The 22,309-nt window shown below is 62.1% G+C and carries 23 protein-coding genes and 1 tRNA gene; 17 read left to right on the top strand and 7 right to left on the bottom strand.

The features are described from left to right. Positions 1–75 precede the first annotated feature (75 nt). Positions 76–543 carry an Hsp20 family protein gene (locus FJ967_RS17795; RefSeq protein WP_013893124.1) on the bottom strand — a complete coding sequence of 156 codons (468 nt, stop codon included), beginning with the start codon at positions 541–543 and terminating at the stop codon, positions 76–78. A gap of 479 nt (positions 544–1,022) precedes the next feature. Between FJ967_RS17795 and FJ967_RS17790 the strand changes: the two genes are divergently transcribed. The 4 genes from FJ967_RS17790 to FJ967_RS17780 all read left to right on the top strand — a co-directional run bounded on the left by FJ967_RS17790 (position 1,023) and on the right by FJ967_RS17780 (position 3,523). Further along, positions 1,023–2,000, top strand: coding sequence for an alpha/beta hydrolase (locus FJ967_RS17790; RefSeq protein WP_140733131.1), 978 nt, complete (start codon positions 1,023–1,025; stop codon positions 1,998–2,000). 179 nt (positions 2,001–2,179) lie between these two features. Continuing rightward, positions 2,180–2,335 carry a hypothetical protein gene (locus tag FJ967_RS33425; protein ID WP_181175946.1) on the top strand — a complete coding sequence of 52 codons (156 nt, stop codon included), beginning with the start codon at positions 2,180–2,182 and terminating at the stop codon, positions 2,333–2,335. Positions 2,336–2,338: 3 nt separating this feature from the next. After that, on the top strand, positions 2,339–2,578 hold the full coding sequence (locus tag FJ967_RS17785) for a DUF1127 domain-containing protein (protein ID WP_140733130.1): 240 nt from the start codon (positions 2,339–2,341) through the stop codon (positions 2,576–2,578). Between the two features lie 114 nt (positions 2,579–2,692). After that, entirely contained in the window at positions 2,693–3,523 is an 831-nt protein-coding gene (locus FJ967_RS17780; protein ID WP_140733129.1) for an AraC family transcriptional regulator, read from the top strand. Between the two features lie 13 nt (positions 3,524–3,536). Here FJ967_RS17780 and hisN read toward each other — a convergent pair whose 3' ends face one another. Then, positions 3,537–4,310 (bottom strand): histidinol-phosphatase, encoded by a 774-nt coding sequence (gene hisN, locus FJ967_RS17775; protein ID WP_140733128.1) that lies wholly within the window; start codon positions 4,308–4,310, stop codon positions 3,537–3,539. Between the two features lie 306 nt (positions 4,311–4,616). Continuing rightward, entirely contained in the window at positions 4,617–5,558 is a 942-nt protein-coding gene (locus FJ967_RS17770) for an N-formylglutamate amidohydrolase (protein ID WP_140733127.1), read from the bottom strand. A gap of 163 nt (positions 5,559–5,721) precedes the next feature. Here FJ967_RS17770 and FJ967_RS17765 point away from each other — a divergent pair, with 163 nt between their 5' ends. Together FJ967_RS17765 and FJ967_RS17760 are read left to right on the top strand one after the other, a co-directional pair. Continuing rightward, complete coding sequence (locus tag FJ967_RS17765; RefSeq protein WP_006199474.1) at positions 5,722–6,084, top strand: response regulator; 363 nt, start codon at positions 5,722–5,724, stop codon at positions 6,082–6,084. Between the two features lie 115 nt (positions 6,085–6,199). Continuing rightward, positions 6,200–6,274: transfer RNA gene (locus FJ967_RS17760), tRNA-Val, on the top strand. A gap of 60 nt (positions 6,275–6,334) precedes the next feature. Here FJ967_RS17760 and FJ967_RS17755 read toward each other — a convergent pair. The 3 genes from FJ967_RS17755 to FJ967_RS33980 form a co-directional block, all read right to left on the bottom strand. After that, positions 6,335–6,652 (bottom strand): hypothetical protein, encoded by a 318-nt coding sequence (locus FJ967_RS17755; protein ID WP_140733126.1) that lies wholly within the window; start codon positions 6,650–6,652, stop codon positions 6,335–6,337. Positions 6,653–7,380: 728 nt separating this feature from the next. Then, positions 7,381–7,590 carry a hypothetical protein gene (locus FJ967_RS17750; RefSeq protein ID WP_140733125.1) on the bottom strand — a complete coding sequence of 70 codons (210 nt, stop codon included), beginning with the start codon at positions 7,588–7,590 and terminating at the stop codon, positions 7,381–7,383. Between the two features lie 233 nt (positions 7,591–7,823). Beyond that, the gene (locus FJ967_RS33980; RefSeq protein ID WP_281405683.1) at positions 7,824–7,955 is read right to left on the bottom strand and encodes a hypothetical protein; all 132 of its coding nucleotides are present in this window, start codon (positions 7,953–7,955) and stop codon (positions 7,824–7,826) included. 408 nt (positions 7,956–8,363) lie between these two features. Between FJ967_RS33980 and FJ967_RS17745 the strand changes: the two genes are divergently transcribed. Then, a complete protein-coding gene (locus FJ967_RS17745) occupies positions 8,364–9,734 on the top strand; it encodes a hypothetical protein (protein WP_140733124.1) in 1,371 nt (456 codons plus the stop codon). A gap of 38 nt (positions 9,735–9,772) precedes the next feature. Here the strand turns inward: FJ967_RS17745 and FJ967_RS17740 are convergent, their stop codons facing one another. Continuing rightward, positions 9,773–10,927: a dihydrodipicolinate synthase family protein gene (locus FJ967_RS17740; RefSeq protein ID WP_140733123.1), complete on the bottom strand. Its 1,155-nt coding sequence runs from the start codon at positions 10,925–10,927 to the stop codon at positions 9,773–9,775. A gap of 241 nt (positions 10,928–11,168) precedes the next feature. On the opposite strand from FJ967_RS17740, the gene FJ967_RS17735 reads away from it, so the two are divergent. From FJ967_RS17735 to FJ967_RS17695, 10 genes are all read left to right on the top strand, one after another. After that, positions 11,169–12,227 (top strand): LacI family DNA-binding transcriptional regulator, encoded by a 1,059-nt coding sequence (locus FJ967_RS17735; RefSeq protein ID WP_140733122.1) that lies wholly within the window; start codon positions 11,169–11,171, stop codon positions 12,225–12,227. Continuing rightward, a complete protein-coding gene (locus FJ967_RS33975; RefSeq protein WP_281405682.1) occupies positions 12,224–12,352 on the top strand; it encodes a hypothetical protein in 129 nt (42 codons plus the stop codon). Before FJ967_RS17735 ends, FJ967_RS33975 begins: the two co-directional genes overlap by 4 nt. Further along, a complete protein-coding gene (locus tag FJ967_RS17730; RefSeq protein ID WP_140733121.1) occupies positions 12,349–13,950 on the top strand; it encodes an acyl CoA:acetate/3-ketoacid CoA transferase in 1,602 nt (533 codons plus the stop codon). Before FJ967_RS33975 ends, FJ967_RS17730 begins: the two co-directional genes overlap by 4 nt. After that, the gene (locus FJ967_RS17725) at positions 13,943–14,719 is read left to right on the top strand and encodes an enoyl-CoA hydratase/isomerase family protein (RefSeq protein WP_140733120.1); all 777 of its coding nucleotides are present in this window, start codon (positions 13,943–13,945) and stop codon (positions 14,717–14,719) included. Before FJ967_RS17730 ends, FJ967_RS17725 begins: the two co-directional genes overlap by 8 nt. Positions 14,720–14,734: 15 nt before the next feature. Beyond that, positions 14,735–16,246: an aldehyde dehydrogenase family protein gene (locus FJ967_RS17720; RefSeq protein ID WP_140733119.1), complete on the top strand. Its 1,512-nt coding sequence runs from the start codon at positions 14,735–14,737 to the stop codon at positions 16,244–16,246. Positions 16,247–16,304: 58 nt separating this feature from the next. After that, positions 16,305–17,558, top strand: a complete 1,254-nt coding sequence (locus tag FJ967_RS17715) for an ABC transporter substrate-binding protein (protein WP_140733118.1) — start codon at positions 16,305–16,307, stop codon at positions 17,556–17,558. 148 nt (positions 17,559–17,706) lie between these two features. Next, a complete protein-coding gene (locus FJ967_RS17710) occupies positions 17,707–18,663 on the top strand; it encodes a sugar ABC transporter permease (protein WP_140733117.1) in 957 nt (318 codons plus the stop codon). Next, a complete protein-coding gene (locus tag FJ967_RS17705) occupies positions 18,660–19,604 on the top strand; it encodes a carbohydrate ABC transporter permease (RefSeq protein WP_140733116.1) in 945 nt (314 codons plus the stop codon). Before FJ967_RS17710 ends, FJ967_RS17705 begins: the two co-directional genes overlap by 4 nt. A 4-nt stretch (positions 19,605–19,608) precedes the next feature. Next, the gene (locus FJ967_RS17700; RefSeq protein WP_140733115.1) at positions 19,609–20,724 is read left to right on the top strand and encodes an ABC transporter ATP-binding protein; all 1,116 of its coding nucleotides are present in this window, start codon (positions 19,609–19,611) and stop codon (positions 20,722–20,724) included. Between the two features lie 65 nt (positions 20,725–20,789). Continuing rightward, on the top strand, positions 20,790–22,301 hold the full coding sequence (locus FJ967_RS17695) for a GMC family oxidoreductase (RefSeq protein WP_140733114.1): 1,512 nt from the start codon (positions 20,790–20,792) through the stop codon (positions 22,299–22,301). The last annotated feature ends 8 nt before the right edge of the window (positions 22,302–22,309 follow it).

Below are 22,309 nucleotides of genomic sequence, written 5' to 3'. Positions count from 1 at the left end.
CGACGACAAAAAAGCGGCGCCTCTCGGCGCCGCTTCCGTCTCGGGAGGAGACTTTATCCGTAGTGTATCCGCCGGTCAGGCAGCGGTCTTGGCCTCGATCTGCTTGGCTTTGGCCGGAGCCGAGGTGATGGCGATCTTGCGCGGCTTCAACTCCTCGGGGATGTTGCGCTTGAGGTCAACGAAGAGCAGGCCGTTCTTCAGCGCGGCGCCGACGACTTCAACATGGTCGGCAAGCTGGAAGCGGCGCTCGAAAGCCCTGGAGGCAATGCCGCGATAAAGCAGCTCCGAACCCTCGCCGGTGCCCTCGTCCTTGCGCTCGCCCTTTACGGTCAGCACGTTGCGATGGGCTTCGATCGAGATTTCTTCATCCGAGAAGCCGGCAACCGCCATGGAGATGCGATAGGAATCCTCACCGGTGCGCTCGATATTGTAGGGCGGATAGGTCTGCGCGCCATCGGGCTGCGCCAGCGAATCCAGCATGGTGAAGAGACGGTCGAAGCCGACGGTAGAGCGGTAGAGCGGGGAAAAATCAACGTGACGCATGAGGTGTTCTCCTGTTGAGCAACATGGTTTGCGTATGGCCGGTGCGAAACCCGTAAGCGGCGTTTCGGTTGGACCAGCGGCCCCGACATTGGCGGCCGCAACCCACATCTGGGGAGCGCTCGAAGGCATTTCAAGTTTCGTCTACCGGCAAAAGAACAAGGCGGTCCGCCTTTGATGAACGGCAGATGAACCGGTGCTTCGGCGGCCGTTCAGGCAGACGGCGCTAAAAGTGATGCCAGGATCAAGAACTGGCGGCGCCGGATCGCAAGAGGTGCCGCAAACGAGGCCGACCGGGTGTTAACGTCCCTTCCTCCCGGATCGACAGAGGCCGGAGGCACGCTCCATGCGGCTTCCGGCCTTCCCCGTTACTGGTCCATTACCACCCGGAATTCCTTTGCTTTTGACGCATTGGCGTCTATCACCTTGGCGGGCCGGCCATCTCGGGCGGGCATGCGAAGACGCCAAGCACGAAGCGCCGAATGACGGACCTTTTCCAAGACCCGCCCCTTTTTCACGACATCGAGGGCAATCCGCGACCGGAAAACGCCGCCGGCGGCTTCTTCACCACGCGTGACGGCAAGAAAATCCGCTATGGCCTGTTCGGCGCCGTCACCCGGCCGATGAGGGGCACGGTGGTGCTGCTCGGCGGCCGCAACGAGTGCATCGAGAAATACTTCGAGACCATCCGCGACCTTGCCGCCCGCGGGTTTGGCGTCGCCACGCTCGACTGGCGCGGCCAAGGCGACTCTTCGCGGCTGATCCGCGACCGCCAGCGCGGTTATGTCAAGTCGTTCCGCGACTACACGGCTGACCTGGAGCAGTTCTTCGAGGAGATCGTGCTGCCGGATTGCCGCGGACCCTATTATATCCTCGCTCATTCCGCCGGCGCGGTGATCGCGCTGCTTGCGACGCCGTCGATGGTGAACCGGGTCCGGCGCATGGTGTTGATCGCGCCGTTCCTGACGCTCCCCGACCTGCCGGTCTCGATATCCACGGTCCGCCGGGTTTGCTCGCTGTTCTGTTTCCTGGGCCTGGGCCGGCTCTATGCCGCCATGGGCCCAAGGCCGAAGGAAACGCTGCCCTTCGAAGCCAACAAGGTGACGACGGACCGGGCGCGCTACCGGCGCAACACGCAGCTCTACGAGACCTACCCGCAACTGGCGCTTGGCGGTCCGACGATCCGCTGGTTGCAGGCAGCCGCGAAAGCGTCCGAAGTCGTCGGCGATCCCGATTTCATGGCCGGGATCCAGGTACCGTTGCTCATCATCGCCGCCGGCGCCGACAGGGTCGTCTCCACCAAGGCGGTGGAAGCCTATGGCAGGCAGTTGCGCCTCGGCTCGCTGCTGATGATCGATGGCGCGCAGCATGAGATCCTGCAGGAAGCCGACATCTACCGCGAGCAATTCCTCGCTGCCTTCGATGCCTTCATTCCAGGCAGCGACGATCCTACGGCCTGATCGGTGCCCCTGATCGGCGCGAGGGTCCTTTCCCTGGCCCCGCACAGCTGACACCCCGTTGTCAGCAGGGTCGGCCAGTCATGCCGTCGCACTCCCAGGGTGCTAAAGATTCTGACAGCCGGCGCGGTCCCGGAATGCTCATCTGCGTGCGTTGAACCGAACGCCATGGAGATGAGGTCATGACCGAGAAAACCTGTGCCGCCTGCGATTGCCAGCTGGACGACAACCCGATCCGGGTCAAGGTTGGCGGCAAGACGGTGGAAGTCTGCTGCGAGGAATGCGCGCAGGCGCTGAACGAAGCCGGCGCCTCGGCGAACGGCGCGAGCGAGAATTGAGCGATGCGCCCCGATCATGCAGCAGCACAACGCCTGGTTGGAAAAATCCAGCCGCCGCCAGTCCGCGTCGCGACCATCAGGCGGACCCTCCGGGCCCAATGCGTCGCGGCGGCCGGATGGTTCACCCGTCAGATGGAGAAACGCCGCAGCCGCCTTGCCTTGCTGGAAATGAGCGACGAACAGCTCAAGGACATCGGTCTGTCACGCGATCAGGCCCATGCGGAATTCAGACGTCGATTGTAGGACCGGGACACGCGCCTGTCGAAAAAGCCTCCTGACACGATTGGGCAGGCCGCTTGCGTAGAGTGCCTCCGTAGAGCCGGAATCATTTCCGGCACGAGGGAGAACGCAACGGCCATGTCGCAATTCACGGTGCAGCCGCTGCTGGACACCGCCACCATCAGGGTGAGGGGCGTGGTCTGCAACGGCGCATGCCGTCACAGAAGCGATGAAGAATGCACCGCCGCCACGCATCTGGTGTTTCCCTATCGCGGTGTCTTCGTGCGCCATGTCGGCCGCAGCGACGCAGTGGCGGAAGCCAATCAGCTGCTGTTCTTCAACGAAGCCGAACCCTATCAGGTCAGCCATCCCGTCGCGGGTGGCGACGCCTGCCTCGACCTCGTCATCGAGGAGGGCCAATTGCGTGAACTGGCGCCGAGGGAGCAGTTGCGCTCCGGCGCCATGTTGGCGTTTCGACGCCAGCGCCGGCGCATCGACCCGCGCGCGCAGGCACTGGTGGCGTTGCTGCGCCACAGCCTGAGCCGCGGCGTCGCCGAAACGCTGGAGGCGGAGACGCTTGCCCTGACCTTGGTTCGGCGCTCTCTTGGCGAACGCACCTCTCATGTCGCGGGCGCCAGCCCGGGCCGGCAGAAGCTGGTCGACCGCGCCAAGCTCGTTTTGTCGTCGGACCTGTCGCGGCGCTGGACGCTGGCCGAGATCGCCGCCGAGGTCGGCGTTTCGCCGGTCTACCTGACGCAGGTGTTCCAGCAGGTCGAGGCCATGCCGCTCTATCGCTACCATCTGCGGCTGCGGCTGGCGCGCGCGCTCGACCTGCTCGGCAGCTACGACAATCTGACATCGCTTGGCCTCGACCTCGGCTTTTCCAGCCACAGCCATTTCAGCGCGGCATTCAAGCAGGCCTATGGGCGTACTCCGGCGGAATTCCAGCGCTCGATAAGGCAGCGCTGACGCGGGGGAAAAATCAGCCGCGGAGCGCCGCCATGGCGGCCGCGTGGAGCTCCGGTGTCGCCGCCGCCAGCACATCGCCGCCATTCTCCGCCGGTCCGCCGTCGAAGGTGGTGATGACCCCGCCCGCCTTCTCGATGATCGGGATCAGCGCGACGATGTCGTAAGGTTTCAAGCCAGGGTCGGCGACGATGTCGACGCTGCCCGAGGCGATCATGGCGAAGGCATAGCAATCGGCGCCGTAGCGGGCGAGCTGAACCTGTTTCTCGAACACGTCATAGCGCTTGCGTGCCTCGGCCTTGAACAAGGCCGGCGTGGTGGTGAACAGCGTCGCCTCATCGAGCTTTGTCGTCTTGCGTGTCGTCAGTTTTCGCGGGCCGCCAGGCCCCTCATAGTGAGAACCGGAAGCGTTGGCGTAGAACAGTTCGCCGGTGAAGGGCTGCGCCATCATGCCGGCGACAGCGTCGCCATCGACCGTCAGGCCGACCAGCGTCCCCCAGACAGGCAGTCCGGAAATGAAAGCGCGCGTGCCATCGATCGGATCGATCACCCAGACATGCCGGCTGGAGATGTTCTCGCTGCCGTGCTCCTCGCCAAGAATGCCATGGTCGGGATATTCGGCCGATATCAGTGCCCGGATGGCGCGCTCGGCCTCGCGGTCGGCCTCGGTAACCGGATCGAAACTGCCCTTTTCCTTGTTGGCGACAGCCCCTTGGGCCCGAAAGCGCGGCAGGGTTTCCGCCGCCGCCGCCTGCGCGATGCGGCGCATGAAATCGACGCTGATGTCCAATTGATTCTCCCGCCTAGCGGCCTGCCCGAACAGGCTATCCCGCGTCTTTCCTGCCAAAACAAGGGTGTTTATCGATTTATCCGCCGCGGTCACAGTTGCTCAAATATCACACAGGCATCATCGAAACGTGATTTCCACATCACTCTGAATTAAAAAAGCCTGAACATCGCTTGACATTTGTGCACCGCACAATACGCTTGTTCTCGGACAGGTTTTCCTGTCCATGCCCTCCTTGGGCGTTTCCTCCCTAGACTTCGACCGTATCGTGCGAACGATGCGGTCTTTTTTTAACCCTTGGGGCTGCCGTTATTCCGCGGCCAGGGGCAGGTCGATGAAATGGTGGTCGGGCATCGCCATCAGGTCGGCCGAAAATCGCGTCAGGTCGTCGGCCAGCGCGTCGAAGCCCGCGCCCCTCTCGAATGTCCGCTCATTCATGTAGAGCCCGCGATTGACCTCGATCTGCAGCGCATGCAGATGACGCGCCGGACGCCCATAATGCTCGGTGATGAAACCGCCGGCATAGGGCTTGTTGTGAGCCACGGTATAGCCCATGGCAGTCAGCAGGCCGATCGCGGTTTCCGTCAGAGCCGCCGTGGCCGAGATGCCAAAACGGTCGCCGATGATGAAATCCGGCCGCAAGCCGCTGTCACCGACGCGGATGCTCGCCGGCATCGAATGGCAATCGATCAGCACGGCGAAGCCGAAACGGGCGTGGGTCCTGGTCAAAAGCCGCTTCAGCGTTTCGTGATAGGGCTTGTAGACGGCCTCGATGCGGGCAACCGCCTCGGCGAGCGGCAAGCGGCCCGCATAGATGTCGAGCCCCTCGCCCACCAGCTTTGGCACGGTGCCAAGTCCACCGGCGACACGCGCCGAGCGAATGTTGCAGAAGGATGGCACCGGCTCGGCGAACATGCGCGGGTCGAGTTCCCAGGGCTCGCGGTTGACGTCGAGATAGGCACGCGGGAAATTCGCCGCCAGCATCGGCGCGCCGAGCGCCACCGCGCCGCCGAACAGCTCGTCGACATAGCAGTCTTCCGAGCGGCGGATGGCGTTGCGGTCGAGCCGCGCCATGGCAAGGAAGCGTTCGGGATAGTAGCGGCCGCTATGCGGCGAGTTGAACAGGAAAGGGACGCGCTGCTCGGCGCCCGACCGGATTTCGAAGGGTGGAAAGACCGAAAAATCCTCGGCTGCCGTCTTCAATTTGAACGAACCCGAAAACACCAGTGCATCATGGCATGAAACTGCCACCTTGCTGGCCGCATGTCCAGCATTTCACCGCGCGCGCGGCCTTGCCAAATGCGGATAATGCTCCGCCGCGTTCACTTGATGTTTACCGTCACCTCCTCATATACAGGATGGTTAACGGGCTGCCCGGGCGGCAGTCTCGGGCGGGTGATTCGGACGGGATATCATGGCACGCATTCTTCTGGCTGAAGACGACGACGATATGCGTCGGTTCCTCGTCAAGGCGCTGGAGCGCGCCGGCTACCAGGTCAGCGATTTCGACAACGGCGCCAGCGCCTATGAGCGGCTGCGCGAAGAACCGTTCTCGCTGCTTTTGACCGACATCGTCATGCCGGAAATGGACGGCATCGAACTGGCCCGCCGCGCCACCGAGATCGACCCTGACCTCAAGGTCATGTTCATCACCGGTTTCGCCGCCGTCGCGCTGAACCCGGATTCCAAGGCGCCGAAAGACGCCAAGGTGCTGTCCAAGCCCTTCCACCTGCGCGATCTCGTCAACGAGGTCGAGAAGATGCTGCAGGCGGCCTGAGCCGCCTTCCGCAAGCCGCCGGCACGAATTCCACGGCTTGAGCGGAACGACGAGTTTTTCCTTTTTCCTGCTATTGACGCGCTGGATCAAAAATGGTGTATGCGCGGCTTCGGATGGGCGTGTAGCTCAGCGGGAGAGCACTGCATTGACATTGCAGGGGTCACAAGTTCAATCCTTGTCACGCCCACCATCCTTTCAATAAATTAGCCGACCCCCGACGCCTTTTGGCACGGAAGCGCCGCATAGGCCTTCAATTGGTTTGCGAGTGGTCATGCAGACATTCGAGATGCCAGACATCTCGGAAATGGGCGATCACAATTTCCCGGGAATTCGGATCTGAAAATTGCGGCGTCCGATATGCGTCGTTCGCCACGGCGTGCGCGGCTTCCGCAACGCGCGGCGTCAGATTTTTTCGCTCCGCCTCCAGCAGATCTTCCAAAGGCCTGCCGTTTTGCCTCGCACGCATTGTCCTTTCAGCCAGCTCTGTGATTTTTCCGCACGCCAGATCGATCCCCTTCTGATCGAGCGCGGCGGAGGGATGGGTCAATAAACACAGCGCCGCGCCCATGGCGGACCAACATTTAATCACTTGAGCCTCCGCCGTGTCGTTCTGGAAAATTCACCCGAGAAGGGCCGTGTCGAGCATCTCGCCGACGTGACCAGCGCATTGGCTCGAAGGGGCACGGTGGCTGAATCTTCAGGGCCGCACGACAGACCTGACCGACATTCCGGCGGCAGGCATGTTCGCGAAAAGCATTGTTGGCAATCCTCCACGCTCCTGCCTCCGATCGGACAGTCGCACATTCTTCTTGATGCCTATTTCAACAGGCCGTGATGGGGTCTCCGCCCGGCTGCCTGGCAGCTGCCATCCCAAGGGCTGACTTCCGAATACCGTCACCACTTTGTTATCAGCGGTCGCTCACCACCGCTTGACAATTCTGCCTGGCGCACGGCTAGGGTGACGCTAGGAAATGGGGAAGGGGAAACAGAATGAAGAAGACTTATGTGAGACCTGTGATCGTGAGGCGTGAAAAGCTGTCGACCGTAACGGCGATAGCATGCCCCAGCAGAGGTTGCCCGCAGTAAAGGCTCGGCCTGAATTGCAGAAACGGCCCGCTGACTTCAGTTGGCGGGCCTTTTGTTTGGGGCTCGGTGCGACGCTCGTGCGTAGCCGGTGCTAATACGACGCCAAGCGCTGTCGAGGATCAGTGCCGCCCGCGCCATCGCTTTGCCCGGTTAAGTGACGCAGCCGCTTTGCCCGTCCCGGCACTGACCGGAACGGGCGAAGCGATCAGGTCATTGCGGTGTCGGATCCGGCGTATGGCCGGGCCTGTCATGTCCGCCATTGCCGTCGCGGCAAGGCGCATCGCCAACGCCACAGCATTTGCCGTGGTAGGTCATTTTCGGTTTCAGATTGTCGCAGTCCCTGGTGGTGGTCGTCTTGCAGCCGGCCAGCACCGAGACGGCAATGGCGGCCAACAGGACGCTTCTCGAGACGGTAAACATGTAACGTTCTCCTCAATGGATCGTGTTCTACACGCCGCTTGGTCGCGTCCCGGGAGAAAATGGTTCAAGGCAGTCGCAGAGATTCTCAGATGAGGCGTTGGGGCAAATCGGGCGTCTAGAAAAATGCATCGGTTTGGTGTTGACGAAGGCCTGAGTGTGATTGCCGTTTCCAGCACAAATGGCGGCGGCCGGCACCAAAGATGGACTTCAAGAGAGCACGATACCTTGCGCCATCAGTCCTCGCGCGTTGGCTTGGACACCTGCCGCCGGCGGAACCAGAAGCCGACCCCGCAGACCGCGCCCAGTATGGTTATGAGATTTGCGCCATCGGCGAGATAGTCGCTGAACAAGGAGGTGGCGAGCATGATGGTTATTCCTCACTGTTGATCGGCCGTAGCGGGCATGTCGATGGAGCCGGCTACATGCGCCGGGACCGATGCTGCTGCCTCTTTCGATTTCCTCGTGGAGTCCCGGGTCATGGCCGCTCTCCTTCCTCGAGCCAGTTGATCAGCGCCCAGATCGGCACATCGGGATTCATCAGGGCGGCCGGCGGAAAAGCATGGACCTCAGTCCGAATGAAGTCCCTGGAAAGCAAGCTGGCATCGGGTTCGGTTGTCCGCGGTGGAGCGGCGTCGGCGAGTTTCGTCTCAGAAGACATTTCGCTACCTCGATCACGTTGACATGGCCAACATGACAGAGTTACCGAAGGGCAAGTTGCCTTGAGTTGGTAGAAAAGTTGCCAGCCGTGCCGGTAAGCCGGGGAGGAACAGGCCGTGGAATTCTCTGACCGACGGACCGAGCGCTTACAAAAGGCGAAGGCGCTTATCGCGCCAGATACAACGTATAAGGCAATCGCGGGGGTATGCAATTGGGACAAAACTTATACTTCAAAGATATTTAGCGGCCGCTTAAGAATATCGGAAAAAACTGGAAGATTCGCCGCTATTGCACTGGCAAAGATTGGAAACAGAAAATATAGAGAAAAAGAAGAAGAAATTTTCCAATATATTTATAACAACGAAGGGGAGGACGCTCTTTTTGGCAGCCGCGCCGTTTTGGAGAATCAGTACCACGCCGAATTGAGGGAAAACGAGATATTTTCAAAGAGCGGCGATACAATATTCAGCGATATACCGGTTCGTTTGTCACCTCATCTCTTTTTTGATCCAATGACCACAGAGATGCTTACTTTTTGCGACTACCCAAGATCGCAGACCAATACTGTACTTGTTTCATTCTCGGATGGCGATACCGAGCAATTCAGTTCAGAAGCAATGGACACAATAATAAGTGAAATAAAAAGCAATGCCGGCGACGAAGTGATACTGAGAGAACTTGAAGACATAAAAGAGAAAAGCAACCCATATCTAAGGCTTAGCAGAGTTTCTGCGGTAAAGAGAATCGATAGCGTCAGCCCTTACCATCTACTTACAATTGAATGCCAGAAAAGCGGGTATCACATTGGTGCGATTTATAACCTGACCAAAGACCAGAGGTCGCTCTCACCTACACTGCTGCGACTAAGTGATGGGCGTAATTTATCCAATCTGGCAGTGCGGGTCGCCATGGTTTTTGTGGACGACAAGGCAGCACCAAAGGACCGTAGGCGATCGATCGATAAGTCTCGGAGAATTATTCTCCACAGGAGAAGTCAAAAAGTTTATACATACCGCGGGGCCTGGGATGTAAGCGCTGCCGGCTATCTTGATCATTTAAAGCATAAATCCGACATTGACCACGAGAGGATCGACATCTCGAAAGCGGCTAGAAATGAGATAAATGAGGAATTGGGTATTCCTGAATATCTTCTACCAACCGAAGAGCATTTTGATTATTTTGGACTGACACAGAACGTTGAAACAGGGCAGAGCGACATAATCTGCCAATGCATTATTTCAAATAGCAAGTGGAGAGACATAAAATCCAGAATTCGGAAAAAGCAGCATGAGGTTGACGACATCAGGGACGTAGACCTGACGCCAAAGGCTCTGGCCGACTTTATCAGCGAAAACGAAGGCATCCGGTTTGTACCATCGGGAATGATGACCATCTTGCTATGCCTGCGTGAGGCCGGATTCGATCGCCATCAGATAATCGACGCGCTCGCCCTGCCGATGCAGTCAGTGAATTTCGCGAAGCGCTAGGTCACCGCGCGAATTGGCCGACCACGGCCAAGCCCGGCTCAAACACCTGCCACGGCGCACAGGCTTTTCATCCTGGACACCGCCATCTCCGGATCGGCCAGCAATCCAGCCTGGTCGGCGAGGCGAAAGACATCGGCATAGTGCCGGATGCCGCGCGCCGACTGCATGCCGCCGACCATCGCGAAATGATCCTGGTGGCCGTTGAGCCACGCCATGAAGACGATGCCGGCCTTGTAATATTCGGTCGGCGCTTCGAATATCTTGCGCGACAGCGGCACGGTCGGCGCCATCAGCGCGTCATAGCCGGCACGATCGCCGGCAGCCAGCTTCGCGAGCGCGGCATTGGCAACCGGCGCTATCGCGTCGAAAATGCCGAGCAGCGCGTGCGAGTGCCGCTTGCCGTCTCCGGCGATCAGTTCGGGATAGTTGAAGTCGTCGCCGGTGAACATCACGACGCCGTCCGGTAGCCGGTTCCTGAGCACGACCTCGTTGCCGGCATCGAGCAGCGACATCTTGATGCCCTCCACCTTGCCGGCATGGCGCTCTATGATGGCGATCACCGTATCGAGCGCGGCCTCGAACTCGTCGCTGCCCCAATAGCCTTTCAAGGCCGGATCGAACATGTCGCCCAGCCAGTGCAGGATGACCTTGCCGGACGCCTGGCTCAGCATGCGGTCGTAGACCGCGGCATAGTCGTCAGGGCCTTTCGCCACCGCCGCCAAGGCCCGGCTGGCCATCATGATCGCCTTGCCGCCCTGCCCTTCGATGAAAGCGAACTGTTCCTCATAGGCGGCGATCACATCGTCCAGCGTCCGGGCAGACGCCGGCGCCAGATGGTCCGTCCCGGCGCCCGAAGCGAGATCGGCGCCAGCAACGGTGCGCGCCTCCGCGATCGAACGACGGATCAGTTCCCGGGCGTTCGTCCAATCGAAACCCATGCCGCGCTGCGAGGTGTCCATGGCTTCCGCGATGCGGAAGCCATGCCGCCACAGATGATGACGGAACGCCATCGTCCTGTCCCAGTCGACGACAGGCCGCGACCACGGATCTGTCGTTGCAAGGGGATCGGCCACGACATGCGCGGCGGCATAGGCGATGCGCGGGAACCGCGCGCCGATGTCGGGCTGGACCGGCTTTCCGACGAGTGTGTAGCGGCGGCTTGGGCCACTTTCACCAGGCAAGGCAATGTCCATCGGTCTCTCCCTTCGCAGCGCCTATAAATGGAACGTTCCAATAAATCAAGAACCTTTAATATTCTAGACCACGTGACGAACGACGCTGCGTCCCGGTGTCAAATACCGCGATATGGCACATTGTTGGAGCACGCATGATCCCCTCTTCCGGCTGAGAAAGAATCCCGATTGACTCATCTATGAAGCAGGGATTAGAACGTTCCAATAAATCGACCGATAGAAACCCGAAGGAGATACCCTGATGGCCAGCCGGGCCAAGGCGACGATCTTCGACATCGCCCGCGAGGCAGGCGTGTCCAAATCGACGGTGTCGCTCGTGCTCCAGGGCAGCGGGCTGATCCGCCCCGAGACGGCGGTCAAGGTCCGCAAGGCTATCGAGGATGTCGGCTATGTCTACAACCGCGGCGCCGCCAACCTGCGCAAGGCCCATTCCAACGTCATCGGCATGGTCATCAACGATCTCACCAACCCGTTCTTCGCGGAACTGGCGGTGGGCATGGAGCGCGTCTTTCAGTCCGCCGGCATCGTGCCGTTCATCGCCAATACGGCGGAAAATCCGGTGCGTCAGGAAGAGGTTTTGAAATCGCTGATGGAGCAGGGCGTCGCCGGCCTCATCGTGTCGCCGGCGCGCGGCACCACGCCGGGCGCCTTCCGGCGTCTGGAAATGGCGGGCGTGCCTGTCGTCTTCGCCATGCGCCGCTTGCCGGAAAGCCGCATCCCGGTGATCACGCCAGACAACCATCGCGGCGCCTATCTTGCCACCGCTCATCTCATCGGCAAGGGCCATCGCCGGCTGGCCTTCTTTGGCGGTTCGTCCGATCTCGTGGTCTACCACGAGCGCCTGGGGGGCTTCCGCGAGGCCTGCGAAACGCTCGGCATCGCCGACCGCGACGCGCTCGTCCTCGAGGGCGAGACCAACCGCAAGGGCGGCATCGCCTGCCTGGAAACGTCGTTCGCAATGGCCGAGCCGCCGACGGCGGCACTCTGCTTCAACGATGCCGTTGCCTTCGGCGCCATGCTGGCGCTGCGCAAGCGTGGACTTGAGCCAGGCCCAGATTTCGCCGTCGTCGGCTTCGACGACGTGGTCGAGGCCGAACACTATGTGCCGGCGCTGACCAGCGTGGCGGTCAACACCGCCGGCCTCGGCGAACGCGCCGCCCACGTCATGCTGAAGATGATCCAGTCGCGCACCACGCGCGCCGAGGACCATATCGGCGCGGTCAATCTGGTGGTCAGGGAAAGCTGCGGTCCCGATCGCCGCACCAGAGCCCGGCCAGCGGGAACCGGAGGCGCGGCATGACCGCCAGATTGGAACTGAATGGCGCCGTCACGACATCGCCGCCCGCTTCGGCCGAGGCGGCATCGCAATCGGCCAGTTCCGGCAAGCCCGCCAAGATCGACCCGAAACCCGGGAGCATGAATTGAGCAAAGTCGTTTCGTCGGCGCAGGCAGCGGGCCTGATCAAGGACGGCATGGTCGTCTCGGTCTCCTCCTCCAGCGGCCTCGGCTGTCCGGACGCGGTGCTTGCCGCCATCGGCGAGCGCTTCGAGGCGGAAGGCCATCCGCGAGACATCACCACGCTGCACCCCATCGCCGCCGGCGACATGTACGGCATCAAGGGCATCGACCATCTGGCCAAGCCCGGTCTGCTGAAGCGCACGCTGTGCGGCTCCTACCCATCAGGCCCCTCCTCCGCCGAGCCGCCGCAGATCTGGAAGATGATCGGCGACAATGCGGTCGCCGCCTACAACGTACCGTCCGGCATCCTGTTCGACATGCACCGCGAGGCCGCCGCCAAGCGGCCGGGCGTGCTGACCAAGGTCGGGCTCGACACCTTCGCCGACCCGCGCCATCAGGGCTGCGCCATGAATGACGCCGCGAGCGAGCCGATCGTCTCGGTGCAGCAGTTCGACGGCGAGGAATGGCTCTATTTCCGTTCGATCGTCCCGCAGGTCTCGATCATCCGCGCCACCACGGCGGACGAGCGCGGCAACCTGACCTATGAGCACGAAGGCGCCTATCTCGGCGGCCTCGAACAGGCGCTCGCCGCCCGCAACAATGGCGGCATCGTCATCGCGCAGGTCAAGCGCGTGGTCGAGAACGGCACGCTGAAGCCGCATGACGTGCGCGTGCCCGGCGTGCTGGTCGACCATATCGTCGTCGCGCCGGACCAGTTGCAGACGACGCTGACATCATACGATCCGGCGATCTCGGGCGAGATCTTCCGACCGCTGTCGTCTTTCCGCACGCCGGAGATGAACATCCAGAAGGTGATCGCCCGCCGCGTCGCCATGGAACTGCGTGACGGCATGGCCGTCAATATCGGCTTCGGCATCTCGGCCAATGTGCCGCGCATTCTTCTGGAGGAAGGCCAGCACGGCAAGGTCACCTGGGTGATCGAACAGGGGGCCGTCGGCGGCGTACCGCTGCTCGACTTCAAGTTCGGCTGCGCCTCCAATGCCGAGGCGATCATGCCCTCGCCGCACCAGTTCATCTACTTCCAGGCCGGCGGCTTCGATGCCTCGCTGCTTTCCTTCCTGCAGATCGACCGCCACGGCTCGGTCAACGTGTCCAGGCTTTCGGCGCGGCCGCATGTCACCGCCGGCGCCGGCGGCTTCGTCGACATCACGTCGCGGGCGAAGAAGATCGTCTTCTCCGGCTTCTTCAATGCCGGCGCGAAGCTGTCGCTGGCCAATGGCGGCATCCGCATCGATGCCGAAGGCAAGGTCAAGAAGGTGGTGAACGAAGTCGAGCACATTTCGTTTTCGGGAAAACGCGCCGTCGCGCAGGGACAGGACATCACCTATGTCACCGAGCGCTGCGTCATGAAACTGACGCCGGATGGGCTGATGGTGACGGAACTGGCGCCCGGCATCGACCTCGAGCGCGATGTGCTGGCTCAGTCCGAAATACCGCTCAATGTCGCCAACGATCTCCAGGTGACGCCGGCCGCCCTCTTCCAGGACCGGCCGATCGGCCTGTCGCTCAATGGCGGCGCGACGCTCGGAGGCGCGCATGGCTGAGCGCTTCGTCACCTTCGAGCAGGACGGCACCGTCGGGATCGTGACCTTGCGCCGGCCGGAAAAATTCAACGCGCTGGACATCCCGATGCTGCGTGCGCTTGAAACGGCGCTCGAAGAGGCGGAACTGGCCGAAGGCGTTCGCGTCGTCCTCATCCGTGGCGAGGGCAAGGGTTTTTGCGCCGGCGGCGACGTCGATGCCTGGGGTGCGATGAGCGCTGCCGATTTCCAGGTGCAATGGGTGCGCTTTGGACACCGCGTCTTCGACCGGCTGGCGCGGCTGCGGCAACCAACAATTGCGGTGCTATCGGGTCATGCGCTCGGTGGTGGGCTGGAACTCGCAGCCGCCTGCGATTTCCGCGTCGCTGAAACCCAGGTCAAGCTCGGCTTCCCCGAAACGTCCATCGGCGTCGTTCCCGGTTGGTCCGGCACGCAGCGCGCGGTGCGCCGCTTCGGCGCGCAGACGGTGCGGCGCATGGCGCTGGGCGGCGATATCCTTCTCGCCCCCGAAGCGCTGGCCCTGGGCGTGGTCGACCGCGTGGTCGACACCGGCAAGGGCCTGACCGAAGCCAGGGCCTGGGCCGACAAGATCGCCGAGCGCGGGCCGCTGGCGATAGAGGCCGCCAAGCTGATGATCGCCGTCGCCGAGGGCGAGGAAAGTGCGGCCGCGACGGAAGCACTGGCCAGCGGCTTCATTGCCCTGACGAGCGATCTCAAATCCGGCGTCGACGCCTTCAAAGGCAAGCAGAAGCCCGTCTTTTCACGATCCTAGAACAGTGGAAATCCGATGAACGCACCCCTCAAGATTTCCATGCCGGCCGAGGCTTCCGCGGCGCCCAAGGCATACAAGCTGCTGATCGGCGGCAAGCATGTCGATGCCGGCGACGGCCGAAGCATCGAGCGCGCCAGCCCCGGCCACGGCTTCGTCGTCTCGCGCTACGCACAGGCCGGCGCGGCGGAAGTGGAAGCCGCGGTGCAAGCCGCGCACAAGGCTTTCGAGACCGGTCCATGGCCGCGCATGAAAGCGTCCGAGCGCGCCGCGATCCTGTTCAAGGCGGCCGACCTGATCGAGGCGCGGCTGGAAGAGATCGCCCGGCTCGATGCGCTGGAATCGGGCAAGCCGATCGCCCAGGCGCGCGGCGAGATCGGCGGCGCCGTCGACATCTGGCGCTATGCCGCCTCGCTCGCCCGCACGCTGCATGGCGAAAGCTACGCCAATCTCGGCGATGCCATGCTGGGCGTGGTGGTGCGCGAACCGATCGGCGTCGTCTCGATCATCACGCCGTGGAATTTCCCGTTCCTGATCGTCAGCCAGAAACTGCCCTTCGCACTCGCCGCCGGCTGCACGGCGGTGGTCAAGCCCAGCGAGATGACCTCGGCCTCGACCTTCGTTCTCGGCGACATCCTGCTCGACGCCGGTTTGCCCGCCGGCGTCGTCAACATTCTCGCCGGTTTAGGCGCCGATGTCGGCGCGCCGATGGTCAGCCATCCGCTGGTCGAGATGGTGTCCTTCACCGGCTCGACGCGCGTCGGCAAGATGACCATGGCGGCTGCGTCGGGCACGCTCAAGAAAGTCTCGATGGAACTCGGCGGCAAGAACGGCCAGATCGTCTTCCCCGATGCCGACTTGAAGGCTGCCGCAGACGCCGCCGTCTTTGGCGGCTTTTTCAACGCCGGCGAATGCTGCAATGCCGGCAGCCGGCTGATCGTGCACGAAGCGATCGCCGATGATTTTCTCGGTGCAGTGAAGGCGTTGGCGGCCAAGGTGAGGGTGGGCGATCCGCTCGACGACCTGACCAAGGTCGGCGCCATGATTTCCGCCGACCATCTGGCCAAGGTGACCGACTACGTCACGGCGGCCGCTGACGACGGCGTCAGCATCTACAGCGGCGGCGGGCAACTTCCCTCCGATGCCGGCCACTATCTCGACCCGACGATCTTACGCAACGTCACCGAAAACATGGCCGTAGCCCGTGAGGAAGTGTTCGGACCGGTGCTCTCGGTGCTGACTTTTGAAACGATTGAAAAGGCGTTGCACATCGCCAACAACACGCCCTATGGTCTGTCCGCGGGTGTGTGGAGCGCCAGCATCGACACCTGCATGTCGGTGGCTCGGGGTGTGCGTTCGGGGACGGTCTGGGTGAACACGTTCATGGAAGGTTATCCGGAACTGCCGTTCGGCGGCTACAAGCAGTCCGGCCTGGGCCGCGAACTCGGCAAACGCGCCGTCGAGGACTATACCGAGGAAAAGACAATCCAGTTTCATCGCGGCCAGCGCACCGGGTGGTGGGTCGGCTGAGTTGGGAGACCCCGGCGGTATCCGCCGGTCATGTGAGTTGCAACAAGGGAGGAAGTACATGTTGCGCAAACTGCTTATCGGAACGGCTCTTGCATCGGGCCTTGCTTTCGCGGCCCATGCCGAGGACGTCAAGGAAGTGCAGATGCTGCATTGGTGGACGTCGGGCGGCGAAGCGGCTGCCCTCAACGTGCTCAAGCAGGATCTCGCCAAGGAAGGCTACGCCTGGAAGGACGTGCCCGTTGCCGGCGGCGGCGGCGACGCCGCCATGACCGCGCTGAAGGCGATGGTCGCGGCCGGCAACTACCCGACCGCTTCGCAGATGCTCGGCTACACCGTGCTCGACTATGCCGCCGCCGGCGTCATGGGCGACCTGACCGAGACGGCGAAGAAGGAAGGCTGGGACAAGTCGGTTCCGGCAGCCCTGCAGAAGTTCTCCGTCTATGACGGCAAGTGGGTCGCTGCCCCGGTCAACGTCCATTCTGTCAACTGGCTGTGGATCAACAAGGCTGTGATGGACAAGATCGGCGGCACCGAGCCGAAGACCTTCGACGACTTCATCGCCTTGCTTGACAAGGCCAAGGCGGCTGGCGTGACGCCGCTCGCGCTTGGCGGCCAGAACTGGCAGGAAGCCACGATGTTCGATTCCGTCGTGCTGTCGACCGGCGGGCCGGAATTCTACAAGAAGGCGATGAACGACCTCGACGACGCTTCGCTCAAGTCCGACACGATGAAGAAGTCGTTCGACAACCTCGCCAAGCTCGTCACCTATGTCGACCCGAACTTCTCGGGCCGCGACTGGAACCTCGCCACCGCCATGGTCATCAAGGGCGATGCGCTGGTGCAGGTCATGGGCGACTGGGCCAAGGGCGAGTTCCACGCCGCCAACAAGACCCCGGGCACCGACTTCTTGTGCTACCGCTTCCCGGGCACCGACGGTTCGGTGATCTACAACTCCGACATGTTCGGCATGTTCAACGTCCCGGATGACCGCAAGGCCGCCCAGGTCGCTCTGGCCACCGCAACCCTGTCGAAGAGCTTCCAGTCGGCTTTCAACGTCGTTAAGGGTTCGGTTCCGGCCCGCACCGACGTGCCGGACACCGACTTCGACGCTTGCGGCAAGAAGGGCATCGCCGACCTGAAGAAGGCCAATGAGGGCGGCACGCTGTTCGGCTCGCTGGCCCAGGGCTATGGCGCGCCTCCGGCGGTCGCCAATGCCTATAAGGATGTCGTCTCCAAATTCGTCCATGGTCAGATCAAGACCTCGGACGAGGCCGTGACCGAACTGGTCAAGGCCATCGACGACGCCAAGTAAGCGACAAAGCAATTCCAGGAAAAGTGTGAGACGGTTTTCCGTCCGGAATTGCGACTAAGCAGAGAACCACCAAACACCTTCCCCGCTCCGGCGGGGAAGGTTCCCGGTCCGTGAGGCCGGTCGGCCGAACGCCGACGGGAGGAGCCCCATGAGCACAGTTGCGACAAGCCAGATCAAGCTGACGCCGGAAGAGGCGCGACCCCGCGCCTCGGTGCGCTCGCGGCTGCAGGACGCCTTGCCCAAGATCGTGCTGGCGCCGAGCTTTGCCATCACCATCGTCTTCGTCTACGGCTTCATCCTGTGGACGATCTATCTGTCCTTCACCAATTCCAAGACCTTCCCGTCCTATGCCATTACCGGCGGGCGCGCCTATCAGCGGCTGTGGAACTGGACCTTCGACACCGACCCGCCATCGAGCTGGTACACCTCGATCACCAATATGGGCATTTTCGGCTTTCTCTACATCGCCATCTGCCTGGCGCTCGGCCTGTTCCTGGCCATCCTGCTCGACCAGAAAATCCGCGGCGAAGGGGTGCTCAGACCAATCTACCTCTACCCGATGGCGCTCTCCTTCATCGTCACCGGCGTTGCCTGGAAATGGTTCCTCGACCCCGGTCTCGGCCTCGAGCAGACCTTGCATCAATGGGGCTGGACGAGCTTCCATTTCGACTGGATCAAGAACAAGGATTTCGTCATCTACACGGTGGTGATCGCCGGCGTCTGGCAGGCCTCCGGCTTCATCATGGCGATGTTCCTGGCCGGCCTGCGCGGCATCGACGGCGAGATCATGAAGGCGGCGCAGATCGATGGCGCCACCACCTTCCAGCTCTACCGCCGCATCGTCATTCCGCTCTTGCGGCCGATCTTCCTGTCGGCCTTCATCGTGCTCGCGCACCTTGCCATCAAGTCCTACGACCTTGTCGTGGCGCTGACGTCAGGCGGCCCCGGCGGTTCGGCCTGGCTGCCGTCCAATTTCATGTACGAATATACCTTCAAGCGCAACGAGATGGCGGTCGGTTCGGCCAGTGCGGTGATCATGCTGATGACCATCGTCGCCATCATCGTGCCCTATCTCTATTCGGAACTCAGGGAGAAGCCGCGATGAGCGCTGTGACCACTCCCGCCCGCGACAGGTCGGCCGGCATCAACGTCAAGCTCGTCAACCGCATCGTCATCTACGGGCTTCTGGCGCTGTTCGCGCTGTTCTACCTGATGCCGCTCTTCGTCATGTTGGTCACATCCTTCAAGACCATGGACGAGATCCAGAACGGCAACATGCTGTCGCTGCCCAAGGCGCCGACCTTCGACCCCTGGCTCAAGGCATGGGGCGAGACCTGCGTCGGCCTCACCTGCGCCGGCATCAAGGGCTATTTCTGGAACTCCATCAAGATGGTGGTTCCGGCCGTCATCATCTCGACCCTGCTCGGCGCGCTCAACGGCTATGTGCTGACGAAGTGGCGTTTCCGCGGGGCAACGCTGGTGTTCGGGCTGATGCTGTTTGCCTGCTTCATTCCATTCCAGTCGGTGCTGTTGCCGATGGCAACGATCCTGGGCAGCCTCGGCCGCTTCGGCGTGACATTGCAAAACACGTTCGGCACCAGCTTCGGCCTCGGCAATCCGACGGTCAATCTGGTGTTCGTCCACGTCGTCTACGGCATCGGCTTCACCACGCTGTTCTTCCGCAATTACTATGAGGCGTTCCCGACCGAACTGGTGAAGGCCGCGCAGGTCGACGGCGCTTCCTTCTTCCAGATCTTCCGGCGCATCATGCTGCCCAATTCGATGCCGATCTTCGTCGTCACCGTCATCTACCAGTTCACCAACATCTGGAACGACTTCCTCTTCGCCTCGGCCTATGCCGGCACCGGCGACGCCATGCCGATGACGGTGGCGCTGAACAACGTCGTCAACACGTCGACCGGCGTCGTCGAATACAACGTCAACATGGCGGCGGCGATGATCGCGGCACTGCCCACCCTTCTCGTCTATGTGCTCGCCGGCCGCTATTTCGTGCGCGGTCTCATGGCCGGCGCGGTCAAAGGATAATCCAATGGCTTTTCTGGAAATTGATGGTCTAAGGAAGCGGTTCGGCCAGGTCGAGATCCTGAAAGGGATCAATCTCGAACTGGAAAAAGGCGGCTTCCTGGTGCTGGTCGGCCCGTCCGGCTGCGGCAAGTCCACATTGCTCAACACCATTGCCGGGCTGGAGACGATCACCTCGGGCGACATCCGCGTCGACGGCCGCACCATAACCGATCTGCACCCTTCCAAGCGCGACATCGCCATGGTGTTCCAGAGCTACGCGCTCTATCCGAACATGACGGTTGCCGGGAACATCTCCTTCGGCATGGAAATGCGCGGCGTGCCGGCCGAGGAGCGCCAGAAGGCAATCGACAAGGTGGCCAAGGTGCTGCAGATCGGCCATCTCTTGAACCGCAAGCCGAGCCAGCTTTCGGGCGGCCAGCGCCAGCGCGTCGCCATGGGCCGGGCGCTGGTGCGCGACCCCAAGCTGTTCCTGTTCGACGAGCCGCTGTCCAATCTTGATGCCAAGCTGCGCGTCGACATGCGCATCGAGATCAAGCGCCTGCACGCCACCACGGGCACGACCATCGTCTACGTCACCCACGACCAGATCGAGGCGATGACGCTGGCGACCAAGATCGCCGTCATGCGCGATGGCGAGGTGCAGCAGTTCGGCACGCCGGCCGAAATCTACAACAACCCGGCCAATGTCTTCGTCGCCGATTTCATGGGCTCACCGGCGATGAACCTGATTCCGGCGACCATCGGCGGCAATGGCGGGGAACTCGCCGTCGTGCTCGATCGCGAGGCGCGCCAGCCGATCATCCTGCCGATGGCCAACGCGCCGGCCGGCCTGTCGGCGTTCAAGGGCAAGCCGGTCATCTTCGGCGTTCGCCCCGAGGCGCTCACCGATCCCGAAGGCGCGGAACGCAACGCCTCGCAAATCGCCACCGCCGATTGCCATATCGAGGTGGTGGAACCGGCCGGCTCCGACACCTTTGCCGTCACCAATCTCGGCGGCAAGGGCGTGGTGGCGCGGCTGCGCGCCGATGCCAACATCCAGCCGGGCACCAACACCCCACTGGCCTTCAACCTGACCAAGGCGGTGTTCTTCGATCCCGCGACCGAGAGCCGTATACGCTGATGCGTGTCGCCCAAAAGCGGGTCTGGTTTTCGGGCACCGACATGCATCGAAAAGACCTTTAGGCCATGGCAAGTCCGGATATCGTCATCATCGGCTCCGGCATCGGCGGCGCCACGATCGCCTCTGGCCTCGCCGGCAGTGGAGCCTCGATCCTGATGCTTGAGCGCGGCGAGCCTTTGCCGGCGACGCCGCATGCGCGCGACACGCGCGCCATTTTCCTCGACGAGCATTACCGGCCAAAGGAGATGTGGCGCGAGGCCGGTGGCGCTTCGTTCAACCCCGGCAACTACTACTATGTCGGCGGCAATTCGAAGTTCTTCGGCGCGGTGCTGATCCGCTACCGCAAACAAGACTTCGCTGTGATGGAGCACTTCGGCGGCGTCTCCCCCGCCTGGCCGTTTTCCTATGAGGAATTCGAACCCTGGTATTCCAGGGCCGAGCAGTTGTTCCGGGTGCGCGGCACGCTGGGCGAGGACCCGACCGAGCCGTTCCACTCGATCCCCTACGCCTACAAGCCCGTGCCTGACGAAGCGCCGATCGCGCGCGCCCGTGCCGAGCTGAAAAGCCTTGGCCTGCACCCGGCCTCGCTGCCGCTCGGCGTCGACATCGAGACCTGGCTGAAGGAGGGCAGGACCGGCTGGGACGCGTTCCCGAACACCGGCCAGGGCAAGATGGACGCCCAGACGGCGCCGCTGGCGGCGGCGCTGAAGGATGAAAACATCCGGCTCGAGACCAGTGCCTATGTCGAATATCTTGAGACGTCTCCGGACGGTAAAGCCATCGCGGCGGTTCATTACCGGCAGAACGGCGAATTGAAGAAAGTCGTGCCGAAGCTGGTGATCCTGTCGGCCGGCGCAGTCAATTCGGCCGTCATCCTGTTGCGCTCTCCCACGCCTGCCGGCGGCCGGGGCGGCAAGGGCCTGGCCAACCGCTCCGACCAGGTCGGCCGCAATTTCATGAACCACAATTCGAGCGCCATGCTGGCGATCGATCCGCGCCGCAGGAACGATGCCGTCTACCAGAAGACCCTGATGCTGAACGACTATTATCTGTCGGACAGCAAGGGCGGCAAACCGCTCGGCAATGTCCAGTTGCTCGGCAAGATCGACGGCAACATGCTCAGGGCCAATGTGAAACGGGTGCCGAAATTCGCGCTGAATTACATGGCCGGCCACGCCGTCGACTGGTACCTGATGTGCGAGGACCTGCCCGATCCGGAAAGCCGAATCATGGTCGACGGCAAGGACATCGTCATGCAGTGGCGGCGTTCCAACATGCAGTCGCTCGACGGGCTGACGAAAGTTATGCGCGAACACTTCCGCGCCTGCGGTTATCCCATCGTGCTGTCGCGCCCCTTCGACAAGCGAACGCCCTCGCACCAGTGCGGCACGGTGAAAATGGGCGACGATCCGGCGACCTCGCCGCTCGACCCGTTCTGCCGCGCGTTCGATCATCCGAACCTGTTCGTGGTGGACGCAAGCTTCCTGCCTAATTCGGCCGCCGTGAATCCGGCCTTGTCAGTTGCCGCACAAGCGCTGCGGGTTGCCGATCAGATCCGCAAGGTGGAGCTCGCTTGATGACAGGC

It is taken from the genome of Mesorhizobium sp. B2-3-4 (genome assembly GCF_006442315.1).
Classification (GTDB): domain Bacteria; phylum Pseudomonadota; class Alphaproteobacteria; order Rhizobiales; family Rhizobiaceae; genus Mesorhizobium.
The sequence above is the reverse complement of the archived record's forward strand: the minus strand, read 5'-3'. Positions and strand labels throughout refer to the sequence as shown.